This window comes from Dyadobacter flavalbus (genome assembly GCF_006149045.1).
Taxonomy (GTDB): domain Bacteria; phylum Bacteroidota; class Bacteroidia; order Cytophagales; family Spirosomataceae; genus Dyadobacter; species Dyadobacter flavalbus.
On record NZ_VBSN01000027.1, the window covers coordinates 533,092 to 554,379 of the forward strand.

Sequence of the window (21,288 nt, forward strand, 5' to 3'; positions counted from 1 at the left end):
CCTGGAAGTCAGACTCCAGGTTTTTTGCGATTATTACGGTTGTTGTTGTTATTATTGTTTGTGTTGTTGTTGCGGCCTGAAAACTTGTTGTTCGGCCGGTTTCGGTTCGGGTTGCCGTTCCCCTGATTATTGCCGCCCTGCCTTTCGGGATTGTGGCCGGTTTGTACCTTGAAGCCGGCACCCTGATGGTTTCCCCGGTTCCGTTCCTGGTTGTTGTTCCGGTCTTTCGGAGCTGCTTCTACGGGGCCGTTCTGGCGTATGTAATCAATTTCTTCTTTCAACTGGCCTTTGCTGAGCTGTTCCAGCTGCACAAGCAGCACATTGTCTTCCGGGTTATCCTTGTTCCACGTATTGAAAAAAGAACGCATCAGACGGAAAATGTAAGATACAAATGCCAGCTTGTCTTCCTTGTTCTCAGTCTGTATTGCCTTTTCAAGCAGCAGGTCAATGTTGCGGCCATAATGCCTGTAAGTAAGGTTTTGCTGGTTATAACCTACTTTAAGCGGCTTTTTACCCAGTGCTTCCTTGGACGGCGGCGGAAACGGACTGTCCACATCCAGCTGGAAGCCGGATATAATATACAGGTCGTCCCAGAGTTTGTTGGTATAATCCTGATTATCCCGCATATTGGGATGGATTTGCCGCATAAGTTCAATCAGAATGTGCGCGTAAAGGTTGCGTTTTGCCTTATCTTCCATCTTTACGATGTGATCGGCAAGTTTTTGTACGTTACTACCGTATTCTTTCAAGAGTATGAATTATTTTATTATTGACAAAAATAAGAAGTTTTTGTGGAAAGAAAAGCTGCAAATAAAATCCGGAGTTTGAATGAAACCTGTAATTATGCTCATTAACGTGCCCGTATCAGTTTTCCGCGCATGGCCTTCCTTGCTTTCTCCGAAACCGACCACTTCTTTTCATTCAGTTCCAGTGAATAAATATATTGCCCCGGGGGCAGGCTCTCTGAATTCCAGAACCACTCGTTTTTTCCTGAATGCGCATTCAGGTCTGTTTCTGCAATTTTTGTTCCTGAAATATGATAAACGCAAAATTTCACTTTTTCAGATGCAAATGACCCTGCAAAGTTCATACTGATCCGGATATTTTCGTTGAACGGGTTTGGTGAAACAGCAACATCCGCTAATTTCAGCAAGTCGCCCACGGTGAAATGGATGTTGTAATCCGGAGCAAAGTTGCCGCTTAAATCCTGCGCCTGAACAGAAAGCATGTATTCGCCCGGTTCCAGTTCAGGAAAATCCAGGCTCAGGAAAAAATTATTCGGCGCAAGACTTTTCAGCCGGGCATTCCGCAAGTAAATTCTTTGTTCGGTACAGCCCGTACATTTCTTTTTGAGCCACAATGCAATTCCTGAAGTATCGCTGCGGATCAGAAACCTGTTTTCATCAAAAAGCTGGATTTCAACAACCGGTTTGCTGGAAACATAGTCATGATCAGACAATTGCCTGCCGTCTGCATGCACGATCAGAACCGGCGGAATCTGATCCGGAATTACACGGTAAGCATAACGGACTGAATTGTTTGTGTAAATTTCTTCCGGTAAATGCGAAGTATTGAATTCAACCGTTACTTCATGATTTCCGGCTTCCGCTGCCGTTTGAAAACTGTTTTTATATTCCTGAAGTTCATTTGCTTTCAATGCCGCAAGTTTTACAGTTTCAGTACTTGTTCCTTTCGGACTTTTATGCGTAATCCGCACAGCAACAGAATCTTTGAACGGAATGTTTGTAACATTCTGAAAAGCGGCTTTCAGCTGAAATGCATTGCCTTCTTCCACATCCGTCTTTCCGGTATTTTCTGAATAAACAACACATTCAGGCAATTGTGCAGGATTTTGAAAATCAGGGTTGTAGATGATACTGCGGCTGTGCGGAGGAAACGCCGGTTTTTCATAAGGATATACGCGCCAGTAAGTTTTTCCCGGATCAATACGGATCAGATGCCGCGCCGTCAAATGAGAAGCGATAACATATCTTTTATGACTTGCATGAAAGTTTTCATTATCCGCCCATTCAAAAACAACTTTGATATTTTCGTTTTCCGGAGAAACCCGTGCCACCAGTTCTGTCATTTGCTTTGCGGTTACAAAGCCGGCCACAGGAAGAAGCGGCCATGCGCCCGTTTCTGTTAATTTAATTTCACTGGATGCACTGTTATTGGCCTTGTTTTCTTCCGGAAGCACATTTTCAGGGTCAATCTGAAATGTCCAGTTTTCTTTTCCCGCAGTCTGAAGTTCATTTGAAAACCTGAATTCCAGCGTGTCAGCGTCCGGCATTGCGGCATGCATCGATTTGGATGCGCTTATAACTTTTGAATCCCTGATCCTTTTTATCCGTAAATCATAATTTTCTTTCCGGAAGCGGCCATTGTTTAAAATAACAATTCTGATCCTGATGCTGTCACTTCCGGCAGTGAGCTTTTTTCCGTATTGATCCGAAAATTCAACAGCGCTAACGTCCGGCATGTAATCCGGAAGTGCAGCCGGAAATAGCCTGATCGCCGGATCTCCGTGCAGGTTCATCTGCTGAGCCGTAATTACATGATACAAGCCCGGATTGCTTTTCACATTGCGCCGGATTGCCTCCACTTGTATGCTGCCGAAAGGTTTATCTGTAAATGCAGAATCTGACAATACTTCGTAAAAAGTTTCCGTATAGTTTTTCAATGTAGTGGAAACGCCGTTGAAAGTATGCGCAAGAAAAAGAACGGCACCGCTTTCTTTTGCAAATATCCAGTTGCTGCTGAGCGTATTGGCGGAATAAAAAATACTTCCCGACGCGCAGCCGTTTACAATGACAGCCGGATAAAAAGGTTTGTTTTTATACTTTCCGTTTGTTGCAGATCCAATATCAATGTCGGTAACATCGAGGCTGGAATGGCCAAATAAAGTTACAAGCGCAACGCCTTTGTTTACGGTATTGTAAATGGGAAAATGCTCCACCGGATCATCGGTTTCCTTTGAAATCGTTTGAACGCGGGCCGACAAAGCCGAGCCGGCAATTTTCTTTTCAAATGATTTGACATAATCTCTGAAAGTCGCAAGTTCGTCTCGGGACCTTCCTCCGCTGAGGTGCAGCATGTTTTTACGCCACGCGGCAGACGAAGGCTCGGCTTCCATAGCTTTTACTTTCTGCAGATAATCGGACACATCCTGAGAAGTGAATGCATTGATCCTTCCTACTGAAACCATCGGAAAGCCATCCGGCCGCATGGCCAGCGCAAGATCGGAACCCGGCCAGCCTGCATTTGGAACCATATCTATTTGCCTTGCACCGGATAATCTGCGCGCTGTCTGTGGATCAGCGGATCTGCCGATCAGAAGTACAAATTTCAGCTTGCCATTTTCATGCATCCATGCAATCAGGTTTTTTATGCCAAGCGGGCCGGGTTCTCCGTAATTAAACCGGTCGTATATCTCTTCAATACTGATAATTAAAGGTTTGTAATTTCCTCCTTTGGCGGATGCACGGTAAGCTGCATATTCCAGAACCGGGTCTTTGTTCCCGACCGGAACGTGCATAAGTGGATGCGTTATGATCAGATAATCCGTTGATCGCGGATCAATATTGCTGAACTTTACCATTTTCAGGTTCTGTACTTTCAAGGGTTTGCTGACGCGGATAACTTTCCGGGCACGGCCGAGCAGAATTCCTGAACGGGCTTGGTTCAGCTTTCGAAGGTTGTATGCGTCGGAGCAATTGTAAAATTCGGCATCTTCTGTATTGCGGTTTTTCCAGAAACGCGCTTTTTCAGCGTCATCAAAAAAGGATGTTTCCTGCGCATTTCCGGTTGCTGAGAGCGTTTGCTGCGGATATTTTAACCTGAAAAATGAAACGGAAATACTGCCTTCCTTTTTTGCCGGCAAGAGTGTAAGATTTACTTTGCCGTCGTCATGGAGGTTTTCAGGTTTTAGAAACAAATGAATGCGTGTGGAATTGTAATCTTTCAGCTGAAACGAAGTCAGTTTTTCAGCAAGATTGTTTTTGTCGCCCGACCAGATTTCAAAAGCATGGTTCCCGGCAGATCGTCCGACTGCAATCAGTTCAATTTCAGCTTTACTGAAAAGGTTCCGGGCTGCATTTTTCGTATTTTCTGAAATGGTAAAAGGTTGGTCCTGCCTGATTTCCGGTCCCGTCCAGCCTTCTCCAAAATCATAGTCTGAAAGCGCCGAGCCGTTATCAAAGCTGCTTCCTGCCGGATAGAAACTGCCGGGTGCATAGTGTGAATGGAGAATATGCGTAATTTCTTCAAAATGGTAATCAACCGTATCCACAGCTTTTTCAGTTACTGCCGTCGTTATCCTTTTTCCGGTTTTGCCGTCCCGGTTCCAGGTTAAAAAATAAGCGGCCGTGTCCGAATAGAGGCTGTAATGCGGATGCGGCATCGCAGTGGGCGAAACGTAAAGTGAAGAATCCAGTGCGCCGTCGTTCCGTTCTCCGTAAAAAGAGACAGAACCTTCATAGCCAAGCTTTTCCGGTTCCTTACTGTGAATTTCAATGGCAACTTCTTTTCCCCGGCGGAATAGCTGCAATGCCGAAGAAGCAACCGAATCTGCGGGAAATCCTGCTGCAATAAGTTCACGACCCGTTATGCTGTAAAATCCGGTTTCGGTAACCGAAATACGAAGATAGGTCTGCGCCGGATGGATCCATTCATTCCCGATATTTTTCTGAGCTTTCAGCGATGTTGAAAAAGCCGTTACAAAGCAAATCAGATATAAAGTGTGTGTTAATAATCCGGGCATCAGGTCATTTGATTGCAAGTTGTATTCATCCGGCGGCTTTTCTGATGTACAGGTTCATTGAAAAAGCATACTGATGTTTATGGTCTGTATCGTGGAATTCCGAACTCGCAAGAACCCATTCATCCGGATCGAAATCCGGGAAAAAAGCATCTCCTTCCACCTGCGTATGCACGATTGTGAGATAAAGTCTTTGAGCCATCGGAAGCATTTCCCTGAACACCGTTGCGCCGCCCAATACAAAGACTTCGTTTTCGCCAGAAAGTAACGCAAGCGCTTCGGAAATATCTTTTGCATATTCCACATCCAGTTCTGTCTTTTCCGGTTTTTGTGAAGAGAGAATGACGTTTCTGTATGCGGAATGAAGTGCGTCCGGTGCTTCAAAACTCTTGCGGCCCATCAGAAAAGCTTTGCCTTCAGTAACTTTCCTGAAATGCTTCCACTCGTCGGGAAGATGCCACGGAAGCCTGTTTTCAAGCCCGATAACGCGGTTTTCACTCATTGCAGCAATCATGTATAGTTGTGTCTGACTCATAAGTATTTGCAGGGATTTAATTGTATTTTATCAGTAACGTAAATTACGGCAGGAATGTCACATGAATTTTCAACCGGTTAACCTGCATGGCAGCCATTCATCCCGGAACAAATATTTTTCTAACATGGTACCTTGCATCACAAAGTACCTGTGTATACCTTTGTATGGTAGAAGGTATCAATCCTGTCTATTAGCCATGAACTTATTCATTTAATAAACACATGAATCCACATGAATATTGAAAATGCCCAGGTGCAGATGCGAAAGGGAATTCTTGAATTCTGCATACTGCATATCATATCCAGAGGCGAAGTGTACGCTTCGGATATGTTGGATGAACTGACGTCTGCTCAGATAATGGTTGTGGAAGGGACATTGTATCCGCTGCTTACAAGGTTGAAAAACTCGGGCTGGCTGGATTACAAATGGGTGGAATCGTCGTCCGGGCCTCCGCGGAAGTATTACGTTCTGACCAATGAGGGAAAAGTATTTCTGGATGCCATGCAGGCTACATGGTTCGAGCTGGCGCAGTCGGTACAAACCATCATTCACCGGACAGAAGAACTAAGCAATACCGATTCAACGATTCTTCCGGACCCTAACTGATCATTAAGAGACATTCGATTTTTACCATCATGAAAAAGACAATCAGCATAAATATAGGCGGCATCATCTTCCATATCGAGGAAGACGGCTATGAGAAACTCAAAGGGTACCTTTCGTCGATACAGAAGTACTTTTCTTCATTTGCCGACAGCAAGGAGATACTTTCAGACATTGAAGGAAGGATTGCAGAAAGATTTCTCAACAAGCAGAAAGCAGAGGCCAAACAGGTTATTTCACTTTCCGACGTTGATGAACTGATCGCTGCCATGGGAACCGTTGCCGACTTTGAAGCCATCGAACAGTCTGATGATATTTTTGCTGATCCGCTGGAATCGGTATCTGCAAAAACCCATAGCGCACCGGCACAGGAAACTTACACTTCTTCTTCGTCATCTTACAGCGCACCAAAAACGGAAACAGCACAAACTGCTGCGCCCAGAAAACTGTACAGAGACCTTCGCCGCAAGCTGATCGGAGGAGTTGCCGCAGGATTAGCCCATTATTTTACCATTGATCCGATCTGGGTCCGTCTGGCTTTTCTGTTTGCAGTGATTGGCTTGCCGGCGGGTTCGGGCATACTGAATCTGAATATCGAAGATGAACTGGGTCCGCTTTCCGGTTTTATGGTGCTGGTTTACATTGCCATGTGGGTTGCATTTCCGGGAACAACCACGCTTGAAGAAGATACCAAGATCAAGAAATTCTATCGTGACCCCGACCGCAAGGTAGTCGGCGGGGTAGCGGCGGGTGTCGCTTCCTACTTCGGAGTGGATCTGGGTGTAGTGCGGTTTCTTTGGGTATTGTCCATTTTCGTGTTTGGAACAGGTGTCATTATTTACATCGTCCTTTGGGTAATTGCCCCGGCTGCTAACACGCTTACGGAAAAAATGGAAATGCAGGGCGAACCCATTACGCTTTCCAATATTGAATCCAATATCAAGCAAAGCCTCAATCTGGACGAAAAGGGCGGCGAAGAGCATGGCCTGACGAAAGTCCTTCTTTTCCCTTTCCGCGCCATTGCGCTGATCATCGGTGCTTTGGGAAAATTGCTCAGAAGCTTTGGGCCCATCGTCCGGATTCTGATCGGTGCCATCCTGATTGCGATTGCGGTACTTTCCCTGCTTGGACTTGTCATCAGCGGCGGAGTGGCACTCGGCGTAACCAATGCTGCGCCGTTTGAAAACCTGCCGGCACCGTTCCGGATTTTTCAGGAACTTCCCGGCATCCTGATTCTGTCCGGACTGCTTGTCGCTGCGATTCCTTTTATAACTTTTTTACTGCTTGGCCTTACGCTTTTGTCCAAGAAAAGGATTGTAGGAAGTTCGGTATGGCTTACGTTGCTGGGTTTGTGGATCGTCGGGATTATCGGAAGTACAGTCGGAGGAATATCGTATCAGAGAAATTTTTCGCGCCGCAGTGAGGTGCAGCAAACGGCTTACTATGCTTTACCAAAAGGTACGCTGACACTCGATCATGAAAACATGGACGATGAAGATAACGTTCGCGTTGATATCAGGCTGGAAGGATACAGCGGAACGGACAGTATCAAGCTGGACAAAACACTTTTTTCCCGCGGTAACTCCCGCGAGAACGCGCGTCAGAATGCCGAAGCTCTGAAGTATGACATCAGCATAAGGGATTCCGTATTTACTTTTAATGACGGCCCGTCGATTGGCAAAGGCGGATATTTCCGGGACCAGCAGATTGACCTTACGCTGAACATTCCTTATAACAGACCGTTTCATATGACGCGTGATTTTTATTATTCGCTGTCACACTGGGGCGATAACTTCCGGAATGTACAACGCTATGATCTGGACAATGAAGAAGTGGTATGGAACAAGCTCATATGGACTGTTAAGAGTGACTCCGGGCTGATTTGTGTTAATATTCCTGCCAAATTTATCCGACAAGAAAACGAAGGCAGCAACAATCCGGATTACTCGTTCGAGCTGAACGGCGATGATAACAGCAACATTGATCTGGGCGAGCGCGGCAATTACATCAAGCAATTTCCGGCAGGCAATTTTACAAAAGTCGATATCGGCGGCGCTTATTCCATCCTGATCCGCGAGGGAGCCGAATTTAATATTTCGGCAGACAGTGAAAGTCAGGAAGATGTGGACGACCTGAGAGTAGTAACGGACGGAGAAACGCTGCAGATAAAACGCGAGTCTGAATTAAGTATATTCGACAGCAACAAATGGAAAAGAATCGGGCTGATCATCACCATGCCGAATGTGGAAAGTGTGTCACTTTCCGGAGCAAACAAAACAAGGATTACGGGTTTTAAAGGACTTAAAAAGCTTGATATCGATATCTCGGGTGCAACCCAGACTGAAATAGATGTTGAAACGGACCAGCTTACACTGGGAGTTTCGGGTGCATCCAAAGCCTATCTGAAAGGAGCGGCACGTTCGGCGGATCTTGATGCCTCCGGAGCATGCAAAGTGACTGCAACAGAAATGAATATCGAAAATGCAAAGGTAGAAGCATCCGGCGCATCCAGAATAGAACTGGGCCGGATACCAAATCTGGAAAGAAATGCCAACGGCGCCAGTAAAATTAATGTACAGGAATAATTCCTAACCAGTGCAACATTTATTGCATACCGGTCATCTTTTAAAAAATCTAATTGATTACTTATGAAAAAGTTATTTTTATCTCATTTGGCTGCTTTGCTGGCTTTGTGTTTATCCATTAATGCTTCGGCGCAGGAAACCCGCGGCTTCAATGTTTCCGGTTTCAACAAACTGTCCATGGGCAGTGCATTCAGAATCGAAGTCAAGCAAGGTAACAGGTTCAGCGTATCGGCAAGCGGACGCACCGAAGATCTGCAGGATCTGGAAACTTCCGTAAAGGATGGCACGCTGCATCTGGGTTATAAAAGCAAAGGCTGGAACAGAAACCGGAAAACGGTAAACGTTCAGATAACGATGCCGGCTCTGGAAGCTGTTGATTTTTCAGGAGCGTGCAAGGCGAATGTGGGCGATTTTACGGGAGTTAAAAGTATGGATATTGATGTTTCCGGCGCTTCGCAGGTTACAATGAGTTTTTCGGCCCCGAAAGTAAGCTTTGATTTGTCCGGCGCATCGTCACTGGTGCTTTCCGGCAAAGGCGATGTTCTGAACGGAGAAGTTTCGGGCGCATCTTCATTCAAGGGAAGAGATTTTTCCTGCAAGGTCGTCAACATTGATGCATCCGGCGCAAGCAGCGCAGCAGTTGTTGCCAGTTCATCGGTGCGTGCAGACGCCAGCGGCGCAAGCAGTGTCCGATACTCGGGAAATGTCCGTGATAACGAAGTTCATTCCAGTACTTCGGGCGCCAGTTCTGTAAAGAGGGACTAGATTACAAGCACATTCCGGTTTCAAGTAATATTTTATAACAAAAAAGGCTGTCATTCTTTATGGCAGTCTTTTTTGGTTTTCAGGACATAGATTTATTTTATTGACATCATTTGCCAAAGAAGACAAATCCAGATCCGGACCGACTTCAATCTGACTAAGTTTTGTACGAAGTATTTCAAATTCTGCAAATACTTCCATTTGGCCTGCATTTTCCTTCTCCCTATTTTTAATTACAATCCGGAAGTTACTTCACCATTTCATTTTCCGACATTTCACTTTTCACATTTAACTTAATACATCTTGCTTCAGATCCCGCTATTATACTGGCAAGAAGTTTGTGGACATTTCCTGTGTTTGGCATAAATTCATTTCCTTTACAAATTGCAATTTCTCATTAACAAGAATACAGGCCGTGCCATGATGAAAAATAAAGCATTACTACTGGCTATGCTGATCCTGACAGCCATGCAAGTATGCGCGCAGGGAAAGTCCCGGTTCGGCAATCGTTACATTAATCCTTTCGGGGTTCTGAGTCTGACGGGCGGAGTCGGCGTTGCCTATTACATGGGTGATCTGAAAGACGGCGTGAATATGAAGCATCTCGGACTAGGGCCTTCAGTTTCAATCGGCGCATTGTACCGGCTGTCGGAACATGTGAGTGCACGCGGAGAACTGCGGTTTTATCAGGTGTCCGGCGACCAGAAGTATGCCAGAAACTTTCAGAACAATCTTTCTTTCAGGACTTTTAACCCGGACATCAATCTCGGTATTCAGGCTGATCTTTTTTCATATAACCGGCAGGCCCGCATTAATCCTTATCTGATGGCAGGCGCAGGGTTTACGCTGCTGAATCCAAAGGCAAAGCTGGATGGCAAATGGCACAAACTCGCGCCGCTTACAACGGAAGGAGTTAAATATAACCGTCTGCCGCTTGTATTTACTGCCGGAATCGGTACTTCTTTCAAAACTTCCGAACGTTTGAGCCTGGGTGTGGAGCTTTGTAATAACTTTGTGAATTCCGACTATCTGGATGACGCAAGCACGGTATACCCGAATCCCGACCAGCTGCCAAGCGATCTGGCCAGAAGACTTTCCGACCGTTCTGCCGAAATAGGCCAGGAACCGCGGCAGCCCGGATGGAACAGGGGAAGTGCCAAGAGTAAAGACAGTTACCTTTTTCTGCAGATGCGCGCTACTTACCTGATCGGTAACCGGATGCAGGCGCAGGAAAGAAAGAAAACCCGTTGCCCGAAATTTTAATCTCTCATCATAACCACATGTTAAAGCCCAAGCATCCGCATCAGTCCGAAGTCACCATGACAGAAATGGTTCTTCCCAATGATACCAATACTTTAAACAATCTGATGGGTGGCAGGCTTTTGCACTGGATGGATATTTGCGCCGCCATTGCCGCGCAGAAACATTCCAACCGCATCGTAGTCACGGCTTCTGTTGACAATGTTTCCTTTACCGAACCGATCAAGCTGGGCAATATCGTTACCATGAATGCCAAGGTAACGCGCGCTTTCAATTCTTCGATGGAAGTTTTTCTGGAAGTGTGGGCCGAGGATATTCCTGCCGGCGTGCGCGTAAGTACAAACCGCGCCTTTTATACTTTTGTTGCCGTGGATCAGAACGGAAGGCCCATTGAAGTTCCGCACCTCGAACCGGAAACGGATGATGAAAAAGAACTTTATCTCAGCGCACTCCGCCGCCGTCAGCTGAGGCTTGTTCTGGCCGGCCGTATGAATCCAGCCGAAGCAACGGAGCTTAAAGCGCTTTTTCAGGGCTGATAATTTAATCCGCACATCATTTTTGGTAATTTTACCAAATCAATTTATCCATTTTATGCCAAAAGAAATTATATATTCAGAAAAAGCGCCGGCTCCGATCGGGCCTTACAGCCAGGCTGTTAAAGTAAACGGAACGCTTTATGTTTCAGGTCAGATTGCAGCAGAACTGGCGACTTCCGGCGATATCAAAGCAGAGACAGGCGTGGTCATGCAGAACATCGGCCATATTCTCGGAGCAGCCGGGCTGGGATTTGCCAACGTGGTTAAGTCGAGCATATTCCTGAAAGATATGAATGACTTTGCAGCGGTAAACGAGATTTACGGAAGCTTTTTTACCAGTGAACCGCCGGCGCGCGAAACCGTACAGGTTGCAAAGCTGCCCAAAGATGTGAATGTAGAAATTTCAGTAATTGCAGTAGAATAGCACGCCCGCACCAGGATTTGTTGCCACATTCTTAAAAGCTCATCCAAATCATTTGTGACTACTAATGACCATCAATGACCATTAGTTTCCATCCATGACAAAAAATGACTTTCAAAACCAGAATTTAATAGTCAAGAATAAATGAATAATCAACCCGTCCGAGTAAGATTTGCCCCCAGCCCGACAGGCCCGCTTCATGCAGGCGGTGTCCGCACCGCTTTGTACAATTATTTGTTTGCGCGCCAGCAGGGAGGCCAGATGTTGCTTCGTATTGAAGATACCGACCAGAACCGCTACGTTCCGGGTGCAGAGGAATATATACTGGAAGCACTGGAATGGCTGGGTGTAAAAATCGACGAAGGCCCGCAGCAGGGTGGCCCGAATGCACCTTACCGCCAGTCGGAAAGAAAAGAAATGTATATGGAATACGCAGAAAAGCTGATCCGAGAAGGAAAAGCCTATTATGCTTTCGATACGGCCGAAGAACTGGACGAAATGCGCAAAAGACTGGAAGCTGCAAAAGTGGCAGCCGCGCAGTACAACGCCATTACACGCATGGAAATGAAGAATTCGCTGACTTTGTCTGCCGAGGAAACCAAGTCCAGGCTGGAAAGCGGAATGCCGTATGTCATCAGGATGAAAATCATGCCGAAGGAAGACATCCGTTTCAATGACCTGATCCGCGGCTGGATTGTTGTTCACTCTTCACAAATAGACGATAAGGTGCTGATGAAGTCCGACGGCATGCCTACGTATCATCTTGCCAATATTGTGGACGATCATCTGATGGGCATAACGCACGTGATCCGTGGTGAAGAATGGCTTCCTTCTGCTCCTTTGCATGTTTTACTGTATCGCTACCTTGGCTGGGAAAGCACCATGCCACAGTTTGCACACCTTCCCTTGCTGCTGAAACCGGACGGGAACGGCAAGCTCTCCAAGCGGGATGCAGACCTCGGCGGATTTCCGATATTTCCGTTGCAATGGACCGATCCGGTTACGGGCGACAAGGCAAAAGGGTTTCGCGAAGAAGGCTATCTGCCGCAGGCAACGGCCAACTTTCTGGCACTGCTCGGATGGAATGCCGGAACGGAGCAGGAGCTTTTCAGCATGGAAGAAATGATCCGGACTTTCAGCTTTGACCGGGTACATAAAGCCGGAGCAAGATTTGATATTCAGAAAGCCAACTGGTTTAATCAGCAATACCTGAAACAGCTTGACGATCAAGAAATCATTGCGCAGCTGAAACCGCTTTATCAGCAAAAATCAATTTCCGTCAATGAAGACCAGATTGCACAGATCGTTCATTTGCTGAAAGACCGTGTGCATTTTGTGCGCGAAATTGCGGATGAATCCGTCTTTTTGTTCCATGCGCCGGAGACCTACGATCAGGATACGGCAGTGAAAAAATGGAATGAAGAAGCTGTAAATGCCATTTCAGGATTTAAAGATGCTTTGGCCGGATTTGAAGGCAGTTTTACCGCTCATGACATCAAGGATAAACTTTCAGCCACAATGGAAAATCTTGGCGTTAAAATGGGCAAAATTATGCAGGCACTGCGGCTTGCGGTTACCGGAGCAGGTGCCGGCCCGGATCTGATGATCATCATGGAAATTCTTGGAAAGGAAGAAGTGATCAGAAGGCTTGAAAATGCACTTGACCGTTTACCGGCACAAATTCGCCTGGCATAGTTGTATTATAACCACAGGATCAATTTCAGATATTAACTGAATATTTATTGCATATTTTCGTAATCATTGAACAACGGACCGTTCCAACGTTCCACTGCTATCAATCACATGGCTAAAAAGAAACAAACCGATATAGCAAAGCCGGATGCGGAAAAACCCCGCGTTCATAAAGATCTGGACGGCTTTGACATTCAGATTAATTCATTCGGTGAAATCACGACGAGTTTTGATATGGACCGCATCAATGAATTTCTGAACAAGAATGTGGATGACAAAAAGCTTCGTGACCGGGAAGATATTCCGGGCCGGAAAACACGGAAATCGAAGAAAAAGAAAACCAGTGAGGAAGAAGAGGAGTAAGAACAGAGTCCGTTAAAAGTTCACAGCGACTATTCAAAATAAAATGTACGAAGATGATCTCACACGAAATTGACTACAAAATCATTGGCGATGATATCCAGGTTGTGGAAATCGAGCTGGACCCCAATGAAACTGTCATTGCAGAAGCCGGTGCCATGCTTTTTATGGAAGACGGCATTCAGTTTGAAACCAAAATGGGCGACGGCTCCGAAGCGAATCAAAGTATTATGGGCAAGATTTTTCAGGCTGGAACAAGGCTTCTGACCGGAGAATCGCTGTTTATGACGCATTTTACAAACAGAGGAATCGGAAAAAGAAAACTTGCCTTTGCCGCACCTTATCCCGGAACGGTCATGCCTATTGACTTGTCCAAAATATACGGCAATGAGCTGATTGTTCAGAAAGACGGTTTTCTTTGCGCTGCGATGGGAACAAGCATGAAAATCCATTTTAACCAGCGCTTCGGCTCAGGCTTGTTTGGCGGCGAAGGGTTTATTCTTCAGAAACTGAAAGGCGATGGAATGGCATTTGTGCATGCCGGCGGTGTAGTGATGGAACGTCAGCTGAACAATGAAACACTGCGCATTGATACGGGTTGTGTAGTTGCTTTTGAACAATCGTTAAGTTTTGATATCCAGCGGTCCGGCGGATTGAAATCCATGGTATTCGGCGGAGAAGGCATGTTTCTGGCAACCTTGCGCGGCACGGGCCGTTGCTGGATCCAGTCCATGCCTATTTCCAAGCTCATTCAGCGACTTGCCATCGGCGGGCCTAATTCCAGAAAAGAAAGCGGTTCGGTCATCGGCGGTCTGGGCAGCTTGTTTGAAGATTAAATTGTTCTCGCAATATCAAAAGGACGTTTTTTCATAAGTCCTCATAAAATATTTCCCAATAAAAAAGTCAGCTCCCGTGCACATGCACCGGAGCTGACTTTTTTATTCAATCAAGAAATTAATAACCGGGATTCTGAGGAGTCAGGTTTGGGTTATTTTTCATTTCCTGAACTCCAAGCGGGAACAGCAAATGTTTTTCCTGCAATGCTACGCCGGAACCTACGTTCAGGTTAAGATGGCCTACGAAGTTGTCAAATCCTTTTGTTTTTTCGTTGAACACCTTACGCAGACGCACCATATCGAACCAGGTGATGCCTTCGTAAGCGAACTCATACCAGCGCTCTCTCCATACGGCTTCGCGGAAAGATGCCTGTGTGAAAGTTCCCAGCGCAGGCGTTGCAAGCTTGGCTCTGTCTCTTATCCTTTTGTATGCGTCATATGCTTCCTGAGTTGGCCCGCCAACTTCATTTTGTGCTTCTGCATAGATAAGCAGCACTTCCGCATAGCGGATCAGCGGAACGTTCAGGTTATTGTTACGGGTGCCCGGTACGCCTTGTGTGCCATTTGCGGTTATGTTGAAATGCTTGAAAACATAAGGTGCACCAAGGTTAAACCTTGCACCGTCACCGTTTGTAAAGTAAGTGGTGTAAAACCATCCTTCCTGATCAACCGTACGAAGGTCGCCTTTTTCGTAGGAATTGTAGAAAGAAAGCGTTGGAACCGTACTTCCCGTTCCGCCCGGACCTGAATAAGTAACAGGTTTGAAGTTAGGATAATAATCTCCAAGCGGGTTGCCTGCTACCGAAATGTTGTACTGGATCATGAAGATATGTTCCAGACGGTTTTTCAGGCTTTCCTGATGCACTTCCTTGTACGTATTGAAAAGGTTTAGCTGAGTCGGGTTTGCCTTGGAGTAATTGATTACTTCCAAAGCCTTGTCGGCAGCCAGTTTGTAATGCGATGCGCCTTTGCTTAGCGGAAATCCGGCCATTGTCAGGTATACTTTTGCAAGCAATGATTTGGCAGCAATGGTTGTAGCGCGACCGCTTACGTCTGTCATAGGAAGGCCTGCAGATTCAGCAGCCAGCAAATCTTCAACGATCAGGTTGTATACATTTTCCTGCGGAGCGCGGGACGGAAGAAAATCTTCGGAATTGGCAGTTTGTGGTTTTGTGATCAACGGAACATCACCCCAAAGTCTTACTGCATAGAAATAAGCCCATGCGCGTAAGAAACGGGCTTCTCCCAGCAATCTTGTTTTCTGTGCTTCTGTTGCCGGAGCCAGGAAAGGAATGGTCGGAATCTTGTCCAGTGCAAGATTTGCATTGGCAATAATCCGGTACAAACCATTGTACCAGTTGTTGACATGCGCCGTGTTTCCGTCATACGTCAGCGAGTACAGGTTGTTCAAATCCGAATTCTGACCGGTTTCTGTGGTTGCTGTTCCGGTTACGGCTTCAAGCATCTGCCAGTTTGCGGAAAAGATACCGGCCCCGTCACCATAAAAGCGAAGGCCTGCATAGGTTGCAGCTACGGCAGCTTCTGCGTGATCGGGAATCGTGTAAAAGCTTTCCGGCGTCAGGTTGGACGGATCTTGTTCGTCAAGGAAGTCTGAGCAACTCGTCGGGCCAAGCAAAATGGACCCGCAGAGCAATACTTTGGCTACATTTTTTAAACTATATAACTTCATAATCAATGTTTTTATTAAAATAAATGAATTGGCTTGTTAAAATGCGATCTGTAAACCTGCCATGTAAGTAGTTGGTTTCGGATAGCCGTGCCAGATCATACCCTGAGAGAAAACGTTGCTGTTCTGATCTCCGTTTGTAGGTGTAACTTCCGGATCGCCGTGCGGGTACTTGGTAAGCAGGAAGAAGTTCTGGGCAGAAAGATAAACTCTCAGTTTGCTGAGTTTGATTTTGCTGACCACATCGGACGGAATGTTGTAGCCCAGCAAAAGGTTTCTTCCGCGCAGGAACGATCCGTCGAAAATCCAGTGCGAATCTACGTTTGTAACATATCCTGCTCTTGTTTCACGAATCTGTGCAACCGGCGTGTTCTGGTTGGTTGGCGTCCATGCATTCAGAACGGTCGTGTAGCTGTTGGCAATCGAAACACGGTCTTCGCTCGGGTGAAGCGTCATGTCCATGACGTCGTTACCGTATGAATACTGTACATCAAAGGTAAGATCGAAATTTTTGAAACGAACGGTGTTGGAGAAGGTACCCCATGCTTTCGGGCTACCGTTTCCGATAATTGTACGGTCAGCATCTGTAATAGCACCATCGCCGTTGATGTCGCGGTATTTGATATCGCCCGGAAGCATCGTCAGGTTATTGCGGTAGCTGGTGAATTTCGCAGCCTGATCTCTTTCCGCTTCGCTCCATGTTCCTTCACGGATAAGTCCCCAGAACGATCCAACCGGCTCACCGATGCGGATAATACCCGTCTGGTTTGTAAAGTTAGGACCGCCCACACCGAAAATGTCGGAAGGTGTTGCCAGTGAAAGCACTTTGTTTCTGTTCAATGAAATATTGAAGCTTGTGTTCCAGGTGAAGTCACCTCTTTCAATGTTCGTTGTGTTCAGAGTAAATTCAAACCCTTTGTTCTGCATGGAACCGATGTTCTTTCTGATTACAGCATAACCGCTTGAACGTGGTACCGGCGCATCCAGAAGCATGTCCGTGGTTTTTCTGTAATAAAAATCGGCTTCAACAGAAATTCTGCCTTTCAGGAAACTGATTTCAATACCCGCATCGGTTTGTGCCGTTTTTTCCCATTTCAGATCAGGGTTAGCCAATCTGTTGATACCCGTTCCGCTTACTCTTGCATCGTTGTAAACCGTAGCGTAGGTAGAGCTTAGCAGAGACAAGGAGGAATACGGAGGAATTTCGGAGTTACCCGTCAAACCGTAGCTTGTACGAAGTTTCAGACCGGAAATGACGGAATTGCCTTTCAGGAATTCTTCGTCAGATACTTTCCATGCCAGGGCAGCAGAAGGGAAAAATGCGAATTTATGGTTATCCCCGAACTTGGAAGATCCATCCGCACGACCTGTAAACGTAACGAGATACTTGTCAAGCAAGGTATAGTTGACACGTCCAAAGTACGAGTTGAATGCAAAGCTTTGTGCACCTGAGTTTACACCCGGCAGTGTGGCACCTGCACCCAGGTTTTCGTATCCGAAATAATCCGTTGAGAAGTTACGAACGCTTGCAGCTGTGGTTGCAACATTCGTTTTTTGCCATGAAATACCCGCAAGTGCGTTAAATGCATGAATGCCGACTGTTTTGTTGTAAGTCAGGTAGTTTTCCCATGACCAGAAAGTTTCTTTTCTGGCGTCTTTGCTGGCTGTACCGAATTCGGATATGGCCAAAGTACGTGTCTGCGATTGGTTTACTTCCTGGTTAACAACGTTTATACCTAAAACAGAACGTAGTTCCAGGCCTTTTGCCAGCGTAAGATTGCCGTACAAGCTACCCAATGTAGTAGCCGTGTTCACAATGTATTTACGTCCGGTTAACCTGTGAATCGAGCTGAATGAGCCTTCTGCCTGAGGGTAATCCCTGTTGTTGGCAAAAGTTCCGTTCGGGTACCGTACAGGTAGAAAAGGGAAATCTTCAACCATCTGGCGAGGCACGGCATCGTTGATGTCCACTAGGTTTTCACTCTGGTTGTTATAGCTCAGCGTTGCTCCGATTTTAAGCCATTTTTTAACCTGATCGTCAATGCTGAAACGCGTTGAATAACGATTCAGGTAAGATTCTTTCAGTAAACCCTGATCATCGCGGTAGCCAAGAGACAAAGCGTATGTTGTTCTTTCATTACCGCCGCTGAAACCCAGCTGATGGTTTTGGGAAATTTTATTCTGCGTTGCTTCTTTGAACCAGTCTGTATCATAGTTTGGCTTGTAGCTGCCATCCGGCGCCAACGTAAATACATCCGGGTGCTGCACTGAAAAGTCTCTTCTGCGCGTTTGCGGGTTCAGGTTGGCATATTTTCCGGAAGCCCAGCCCGCAGGGTCAAACTTTTCGATGTTTGCATAGGCAAGATCCTCAACATCCAGATACTGCTGTGCATTCAGCGTATGCGGTCTTTTCGGCCCGATCGTCGGTACGCTCACATCTACATTGTAAGTAATGACTCCTTCGCCCGATCTTCCTTTTTTGGTCTGGATAAGGATTACACCATTGGCACCTCTTGCACCGTAAATAGCCGTTGAAGATGCATCTTTCAGTACTTCCACCGATACGATGTCATTCGGGTTGATATAGTCAATCGCCGAGCTGTACTGGTTTTGTGTTCCCTGCGGAAGCATGACACCATCCACAACGTACAACGGGTTGTTGGAAGAGTTGATGGAGCTGAAACCACGGATACGCACATTGCTTCTTCCGCCCGGACGTCCGGAGTTAACGTTCACCTGAACCCCGGATACTTTACCCTGCAAAGCCTGGTTCAGCGAAGGAGCCGGACGTTCTTTCAGTTGTTCTTCTTTAACGGAACCTACCGCGCCGGTCAGATCCGATTTTCTGGCGGTACCGTAACCGATAACGACTACTTCACTCAACGCTTTGGAATCGGACTCAATGGCCACATCCAGTTCGCTGCGGTTGCCGACGGCAATTTCCTGGCTTATATAACCCACAAAGCTGAAAACAAGCGTGGCGCCGTTGTCCGGAACTGAAATCGTATAATTTCCGGTTCCGTCCGTAGTTGTTCCCGTGCTTGTACCTTTCACCACGACGTTCACGCCGGGAAGGCCTTCGCCGTTTGTCTTGTCTGTTACTTTTCCTTTTAATGTTTTATCTGCATTGATGACAGCAGCAGGACCGGATTCAATCTTGTTATGGGCAACTGCCATAAGCGAGCATGAAAGTGCAGGCAGCAGACATAAAGAATTCCGGATATTCCTCATTCGGAACATCCATTTTTTGGTATCGGTATTTTTCATCTAAGGTCTGTGTTAGTTAAACGTTCTTCATTGAATAATGGAAATTGTAAGTACTTTTTTGTTTTAAAGATTTAAGTCAGTCAGGTTGTTTTTTCATCATAAGCCAGGTTTTAAGTTACGTAACATGAAAGAATGTTTATTGCTGGATTTGTTTAACTTATTATTAATATGCTTATAGTCAAATATTAATACAATTTATCTCAAACTACTTCTGGCCAGGAAAGTCAGTTAACTATTAATCCGGAAAGCAGAATAATTAAAAAGCAACAATGCTGCCGTTTATGAAGGGGTTATTGAATATTAACTTTTCCGGCATTTCAGCCCTGGTGACTGGTTTGGGTTTTATTATGCCAAATCTGGAATTAATTAAATCGCTTAAAAACATGTTGCAATATTATAATATTTAACAAGAATATTTAAATGGCGTCCAAAGAAAAACATAAATATTTGTGCAAACGTTTGCAGAAATAATAGTTCATAAAAGTGTTCATTCCATGTAATCAGATACTTAGCTCCATTCCTGTATAAGAAAAGTAGCTGCGGCACGTATTCATACTATTTCTGAATGTTAAGTTTGGATGATCTTTTTTACCGCAGAAAGAAGTCTAAACAGCTGTACAGATACTTATGGCCGGCAAAGAAAAAAGCCCATCAAACCAGCCTGTGTCCGGCTGGTCTGATGGGCTTTCGGGTTCCTTGAAGTAAGGAGGTTAAACAAGGTCTACGGTACGGCCTGTTTTAACAGATTCATCGCATGCAAAAGCAATCTGCAGACTGGTAACGGCATCCTGAAGATGGTCCGTAAGATCCAGGTTTTCTGTAATTGCTTTCAGGAAATAACGCTGTTCACGGTTGCAAAGCTCCTGATGATCCGGTTCGTCTTCCAGATTGATCCACGTATCCTGATGTACGAATTCATCCTGCTCGTTCAGTTCGGCATGATGCACGCGGATGGATTCGGTTTTTGTATGCGCTTCAACAGAAGACGATTTGCCGCTTCCGCCTGCATCTTTGGCCACGATGGAAGCGGAGCCCTTCGGTCCGATCACATCCTTTACAAAGAATGCAGTTTCACTGATCATTGGTCCCCAGCCGGCTTCATACCAGCCTACGGAACCATCTTCAAACCAGATCTGAAGCTGGCCGTAATTGTAATTTCCTGCCGGAATATCTTCCGTCATGCGTGCGCCGATGGCATTCACACGCAACGGCTTCGAGCGTGTCATCTGGCACATCACATCAATGTAATGAACGCCGCAGTCTACAATCGGGCTCAGGCTTTTCATCAGATTACGGTGAACGCTCCACATGTAGCCATGGCTCTGCTGATTCAGGTTCATGCGCATGACAAGCGGCTTTCCGAGATTCTGTGCTTCGGCAACGAAACGTTCCCAGGAAGGATGCACGCGCAGAATATAGCCTACTACAACTTTCTTGCCGGCTTTCTGCGCAGCTTCAACAACTCTTTTAGCACCTTCAACAGTATCTGCAAGCGGTTTTTCTATAAAAACATGCGCGCCATGCTCCAATGCCATGACAGCAAAGTTTTCATGCGTATCGGGGTAAGTGGAAATACAAACGGCATCCGGCCTGGTTTCTTTCAGCGCCGTTTCGTAGTCGCTGAACAGGCTGTATCCGCCGCCAAGCTTTTCATTCAGAACTTCCTTGCTTTTGCCGGTAGAGACGATCCCGCAAATCTCGAAACCGTCAAGTAGCTGATAAGCAAACGCATGGGATGCACCCATATTACCACAACCAACGACCAGAACGCGTAGTGGATTTCCATTTTGTGAAGATGACATAATAAAATAGGTAGTGTTAATGATTTTGGGTTTTCAGGAACAGATGACTGCAGAACAAACAGAAGTTCATTTTTGTGTCAAAAATAGGCATTTTAATCTGTTTTTACCCCTGGACACTTTTTACTGAAAAAAAATATACAATCTGTTGTAGTAAAACTTTGAAAATTAAGAATATCTGCAAAA

At 45.9% G+C, this 21,288-nt stretch carries 16 protein-coding genes; 9 read left to right on the forward strand and 7 right to left on the reverse strand.

Going from position 1 to position 21,288, the window contains the following annotated elements; translation table 11 throughout:
- Positions 1-8: 8 nt before the first annotated feature.
- The 3 genes from FEM33_RS07505 to FEM33_RS07515 form a co-directional block, all read right to left on the reverse strand.
- On the reverse strand, positions 9-749 hold the full coding sequence (locus FEM33_RS07505) for a DUF4290 domain-containing protein (RefSeq protein WP_139011447.1): 741 nt from the start codon (positions 747-749) through the stop codon (positions 9-11).
- Positions 750-850: 101 nt separating this feature from the next.
- Positions 851-4,762, reverse strand: coding sequence for a putative type IX secretion system sortase PorU2 (gene porU2 / locus FEM33_RS07510; RefSeq protein WP_229214130.1), 3,912 nt, complete (start codon positions 4,760-4,762; stop codon positions 851-853).
- 25 nt (positions 4,763-4,787) lie between these two features.
- Positions 4,788-5,294, reverse strand: coding sequence for a dihydrofolate reductase (locus FEM33_RS07515; RefSeq protein ID WP_229214131.1), 507 nt, complete (start codon positions 5,292-5,294; stop codon positions 4,788-4,790).
- Positions 5,295-5,525: 231 nt separating this feature from the next.
- On the opposite strand from FEM33_RS07515, the gene FEM33_RS07520 reads away from it, so the two are divergent.
- The 3 genes from FEM33_RS07520 (at position 5,526) to FEM33_RS07530 (ending at position 9,247) form a co-directional block, all read left to right on the forward strand.
- Positions 5,526-5,900 carry a PadR family transcriptional regulator gene (locus FEM33_RS07520; RefSeq protein WP_139011448.1) on the forward strand — a complete coding sequence of 125 codons (375 nt, stop codon included), beginning with the start codon at positions 5,526-5,528 and terminating at the stop codon, positions 5,898-5,900.
- Between the two features lie 29 nt (positions 5,901-5,929).
- Positions 5,930-8,482: a PspC domain-containing protein gene (locus tag FEM33_RS07525; RefSeq protein ID WP_139011449.1), complete on the forward strand. Its 2,553-nt coding sequence runs from the start codon at positions 5,930-5,932 to the stop codon at positions 8,480-8,482.
- Positions 8,483-8,545: 63 nt separating this feature from the next.
- Complete coding sequence (locus tag FEM33_RS07530) at positions 8,546-9,247, forward strand: head GIN domain-containing protein (protein ID WP_139011450.1); 702 nt, start codon at positions 8,546-8,548, stop codon at positions 9,245-9,247.
- A 57-nt stretch (positions 9,248-9,304) separates the two neighbouring features.
- On the opposite strand, the gene FEM33_RS26295 is transcribed toward FEM33_RS07530, so the two are convergent.
- Positions 9,305-9,445 (reverse strand): hypothetical protein, encoded by a 141-nt coding sequence (locus FEM33_RS26295; RefSeq protein WP_161597082.1) that lies wholly within the window; start codon positions 9,443-9,445, stop codon positions 9,305-9,307.
- A gap of 219 nt (positions 9,446-9,664) precedes the next feature.
- Here FEM33_RS26295 and FEM33_RS07535 point away from each other — a divergent pair, with 219 nt between their 5' ends.
- The 6 genes from FEM33_RS07535 (at position 9,665) to FEM33_RS07560 (ending at position 14,349) form a co-directional block, all read left to right on the forward strand.
- Positions 9,665-10,507 (forward strand): outer membrane beta-barrel protein, encoded by an 843-nt coding sequence (locus tag FEM33_RS07535; RefSeq protein WP_229214132.1) that lies wholly within the window; start codon positions 9,665-9,667, stop codon positions 10,505-10,507.
- A gap of 17 nt (positions 10,508-10,524) precedes the next feature.
- Positions 10,525-11,040, forward strand: coding sequence for an acyl-CoA thioesterase (locus FEM33_RS07540; RefSeq protein WP_138282699.1), 516 nt, complete (start codon positions 10,525-10,527; stop codon positions 11,038-11,040).
- A gap of 55 nt (positions 11,041-11,095) precedes the next feature.
- Complete coding sequence (locus FEM33_RS07545; protein ID WP_139011451.1) at positions 11,096-11,464, forward strand: Rid family detoxifying hydrolase; 369 nt, start codon at positions 11,096-11,098, stop codon at positions 11,462-11,464.
- A 141-nt stretch (positions 11,465-11,605) separates the two neighbouring features.
- Positions 11,606-13,156, forward strand: a complete 1,551-nt coding sequence (gltX, locus tag FEM33_RS07550; RefSeq protein WP_139011452.1) for a glutamate--tRNA ligase — start codon at positions 11,606-11,608, stop codon at positions 13,154-13,156.
- Between the two features lie 108 nt (positions 13,157-13,264).
- Entirely contained in the window at positions 13,265-13,516 is a 252-nt protein-coding gene (locus FEM33_RS07555) for a hypothetical protein (protein WP_139011453.1), read from the forward strand.
- Positions 13,517-13,569: 53 nt separating this feature from the next.
- On the forward strand, positions 13,570-14,349 hold the full coding sequence (locus tag FEM33_RS07560) for a TIGR00266 family protein (RefSeq protein WP_139011454.1): 780 nt from the start codon (positions 13,570-13,572) through the stop codon (positions 14,347-14,349).
- Between the two features lie 118 nt (positions 14,350-14,467).
- Here FEM33_RS07560 and FEM33_RS07565 read toward each other — a convergent pair whose 3' ends face one another.
- The 3 genes from FEM33_RS07565 to FEM33_RS07575 all read right to left on the reverse strand — a co-directional run bounded on the left by FEM33_RS07565 (position 14,468) and on the right by FEM33_RS07575 (position 21,105).
- Complete coding sequence (locus FEM33_RS07565; protein WP_139011455.1) at positions 14,468-16,039, reverse strand: RagB/SusD family nutrient uptake outer membrane protein; 1,572 nt, start codon at positions 16,037-16,039, stop codon at positions 14,468-14,470.
- Positions 16,040-16,075: 36 nt separating this feature from the next.
- Complete coding sequence (locus FEM33_RS07570; protein WP_139011456.1) at positions 16,076-19,303, reverse strand: SusC/RagA family TonB-linked outer membrane protein; 3,228 nt, start codon at positions 19,301-19,303, stop codon at positions 16,076-16,078.
- A 710-nt stretch (positions 19,304-20,013) separates the two neighbouring features.
- The gene (locus FEM33_RS07575) at positions 20,014-21,105 is read right to left on the reverse strand and encodes a Gfo/Idh/MocA family protein (RefSeq protein WP_139011457.1); all 1,092 of its coding nucleotides are present in this window, start codon (positions 21,103-21,105) and stop codon (positions 20,014-20,016) included.
- Positions 21,106-21,288: the final 183 nt, after the last annotated feature.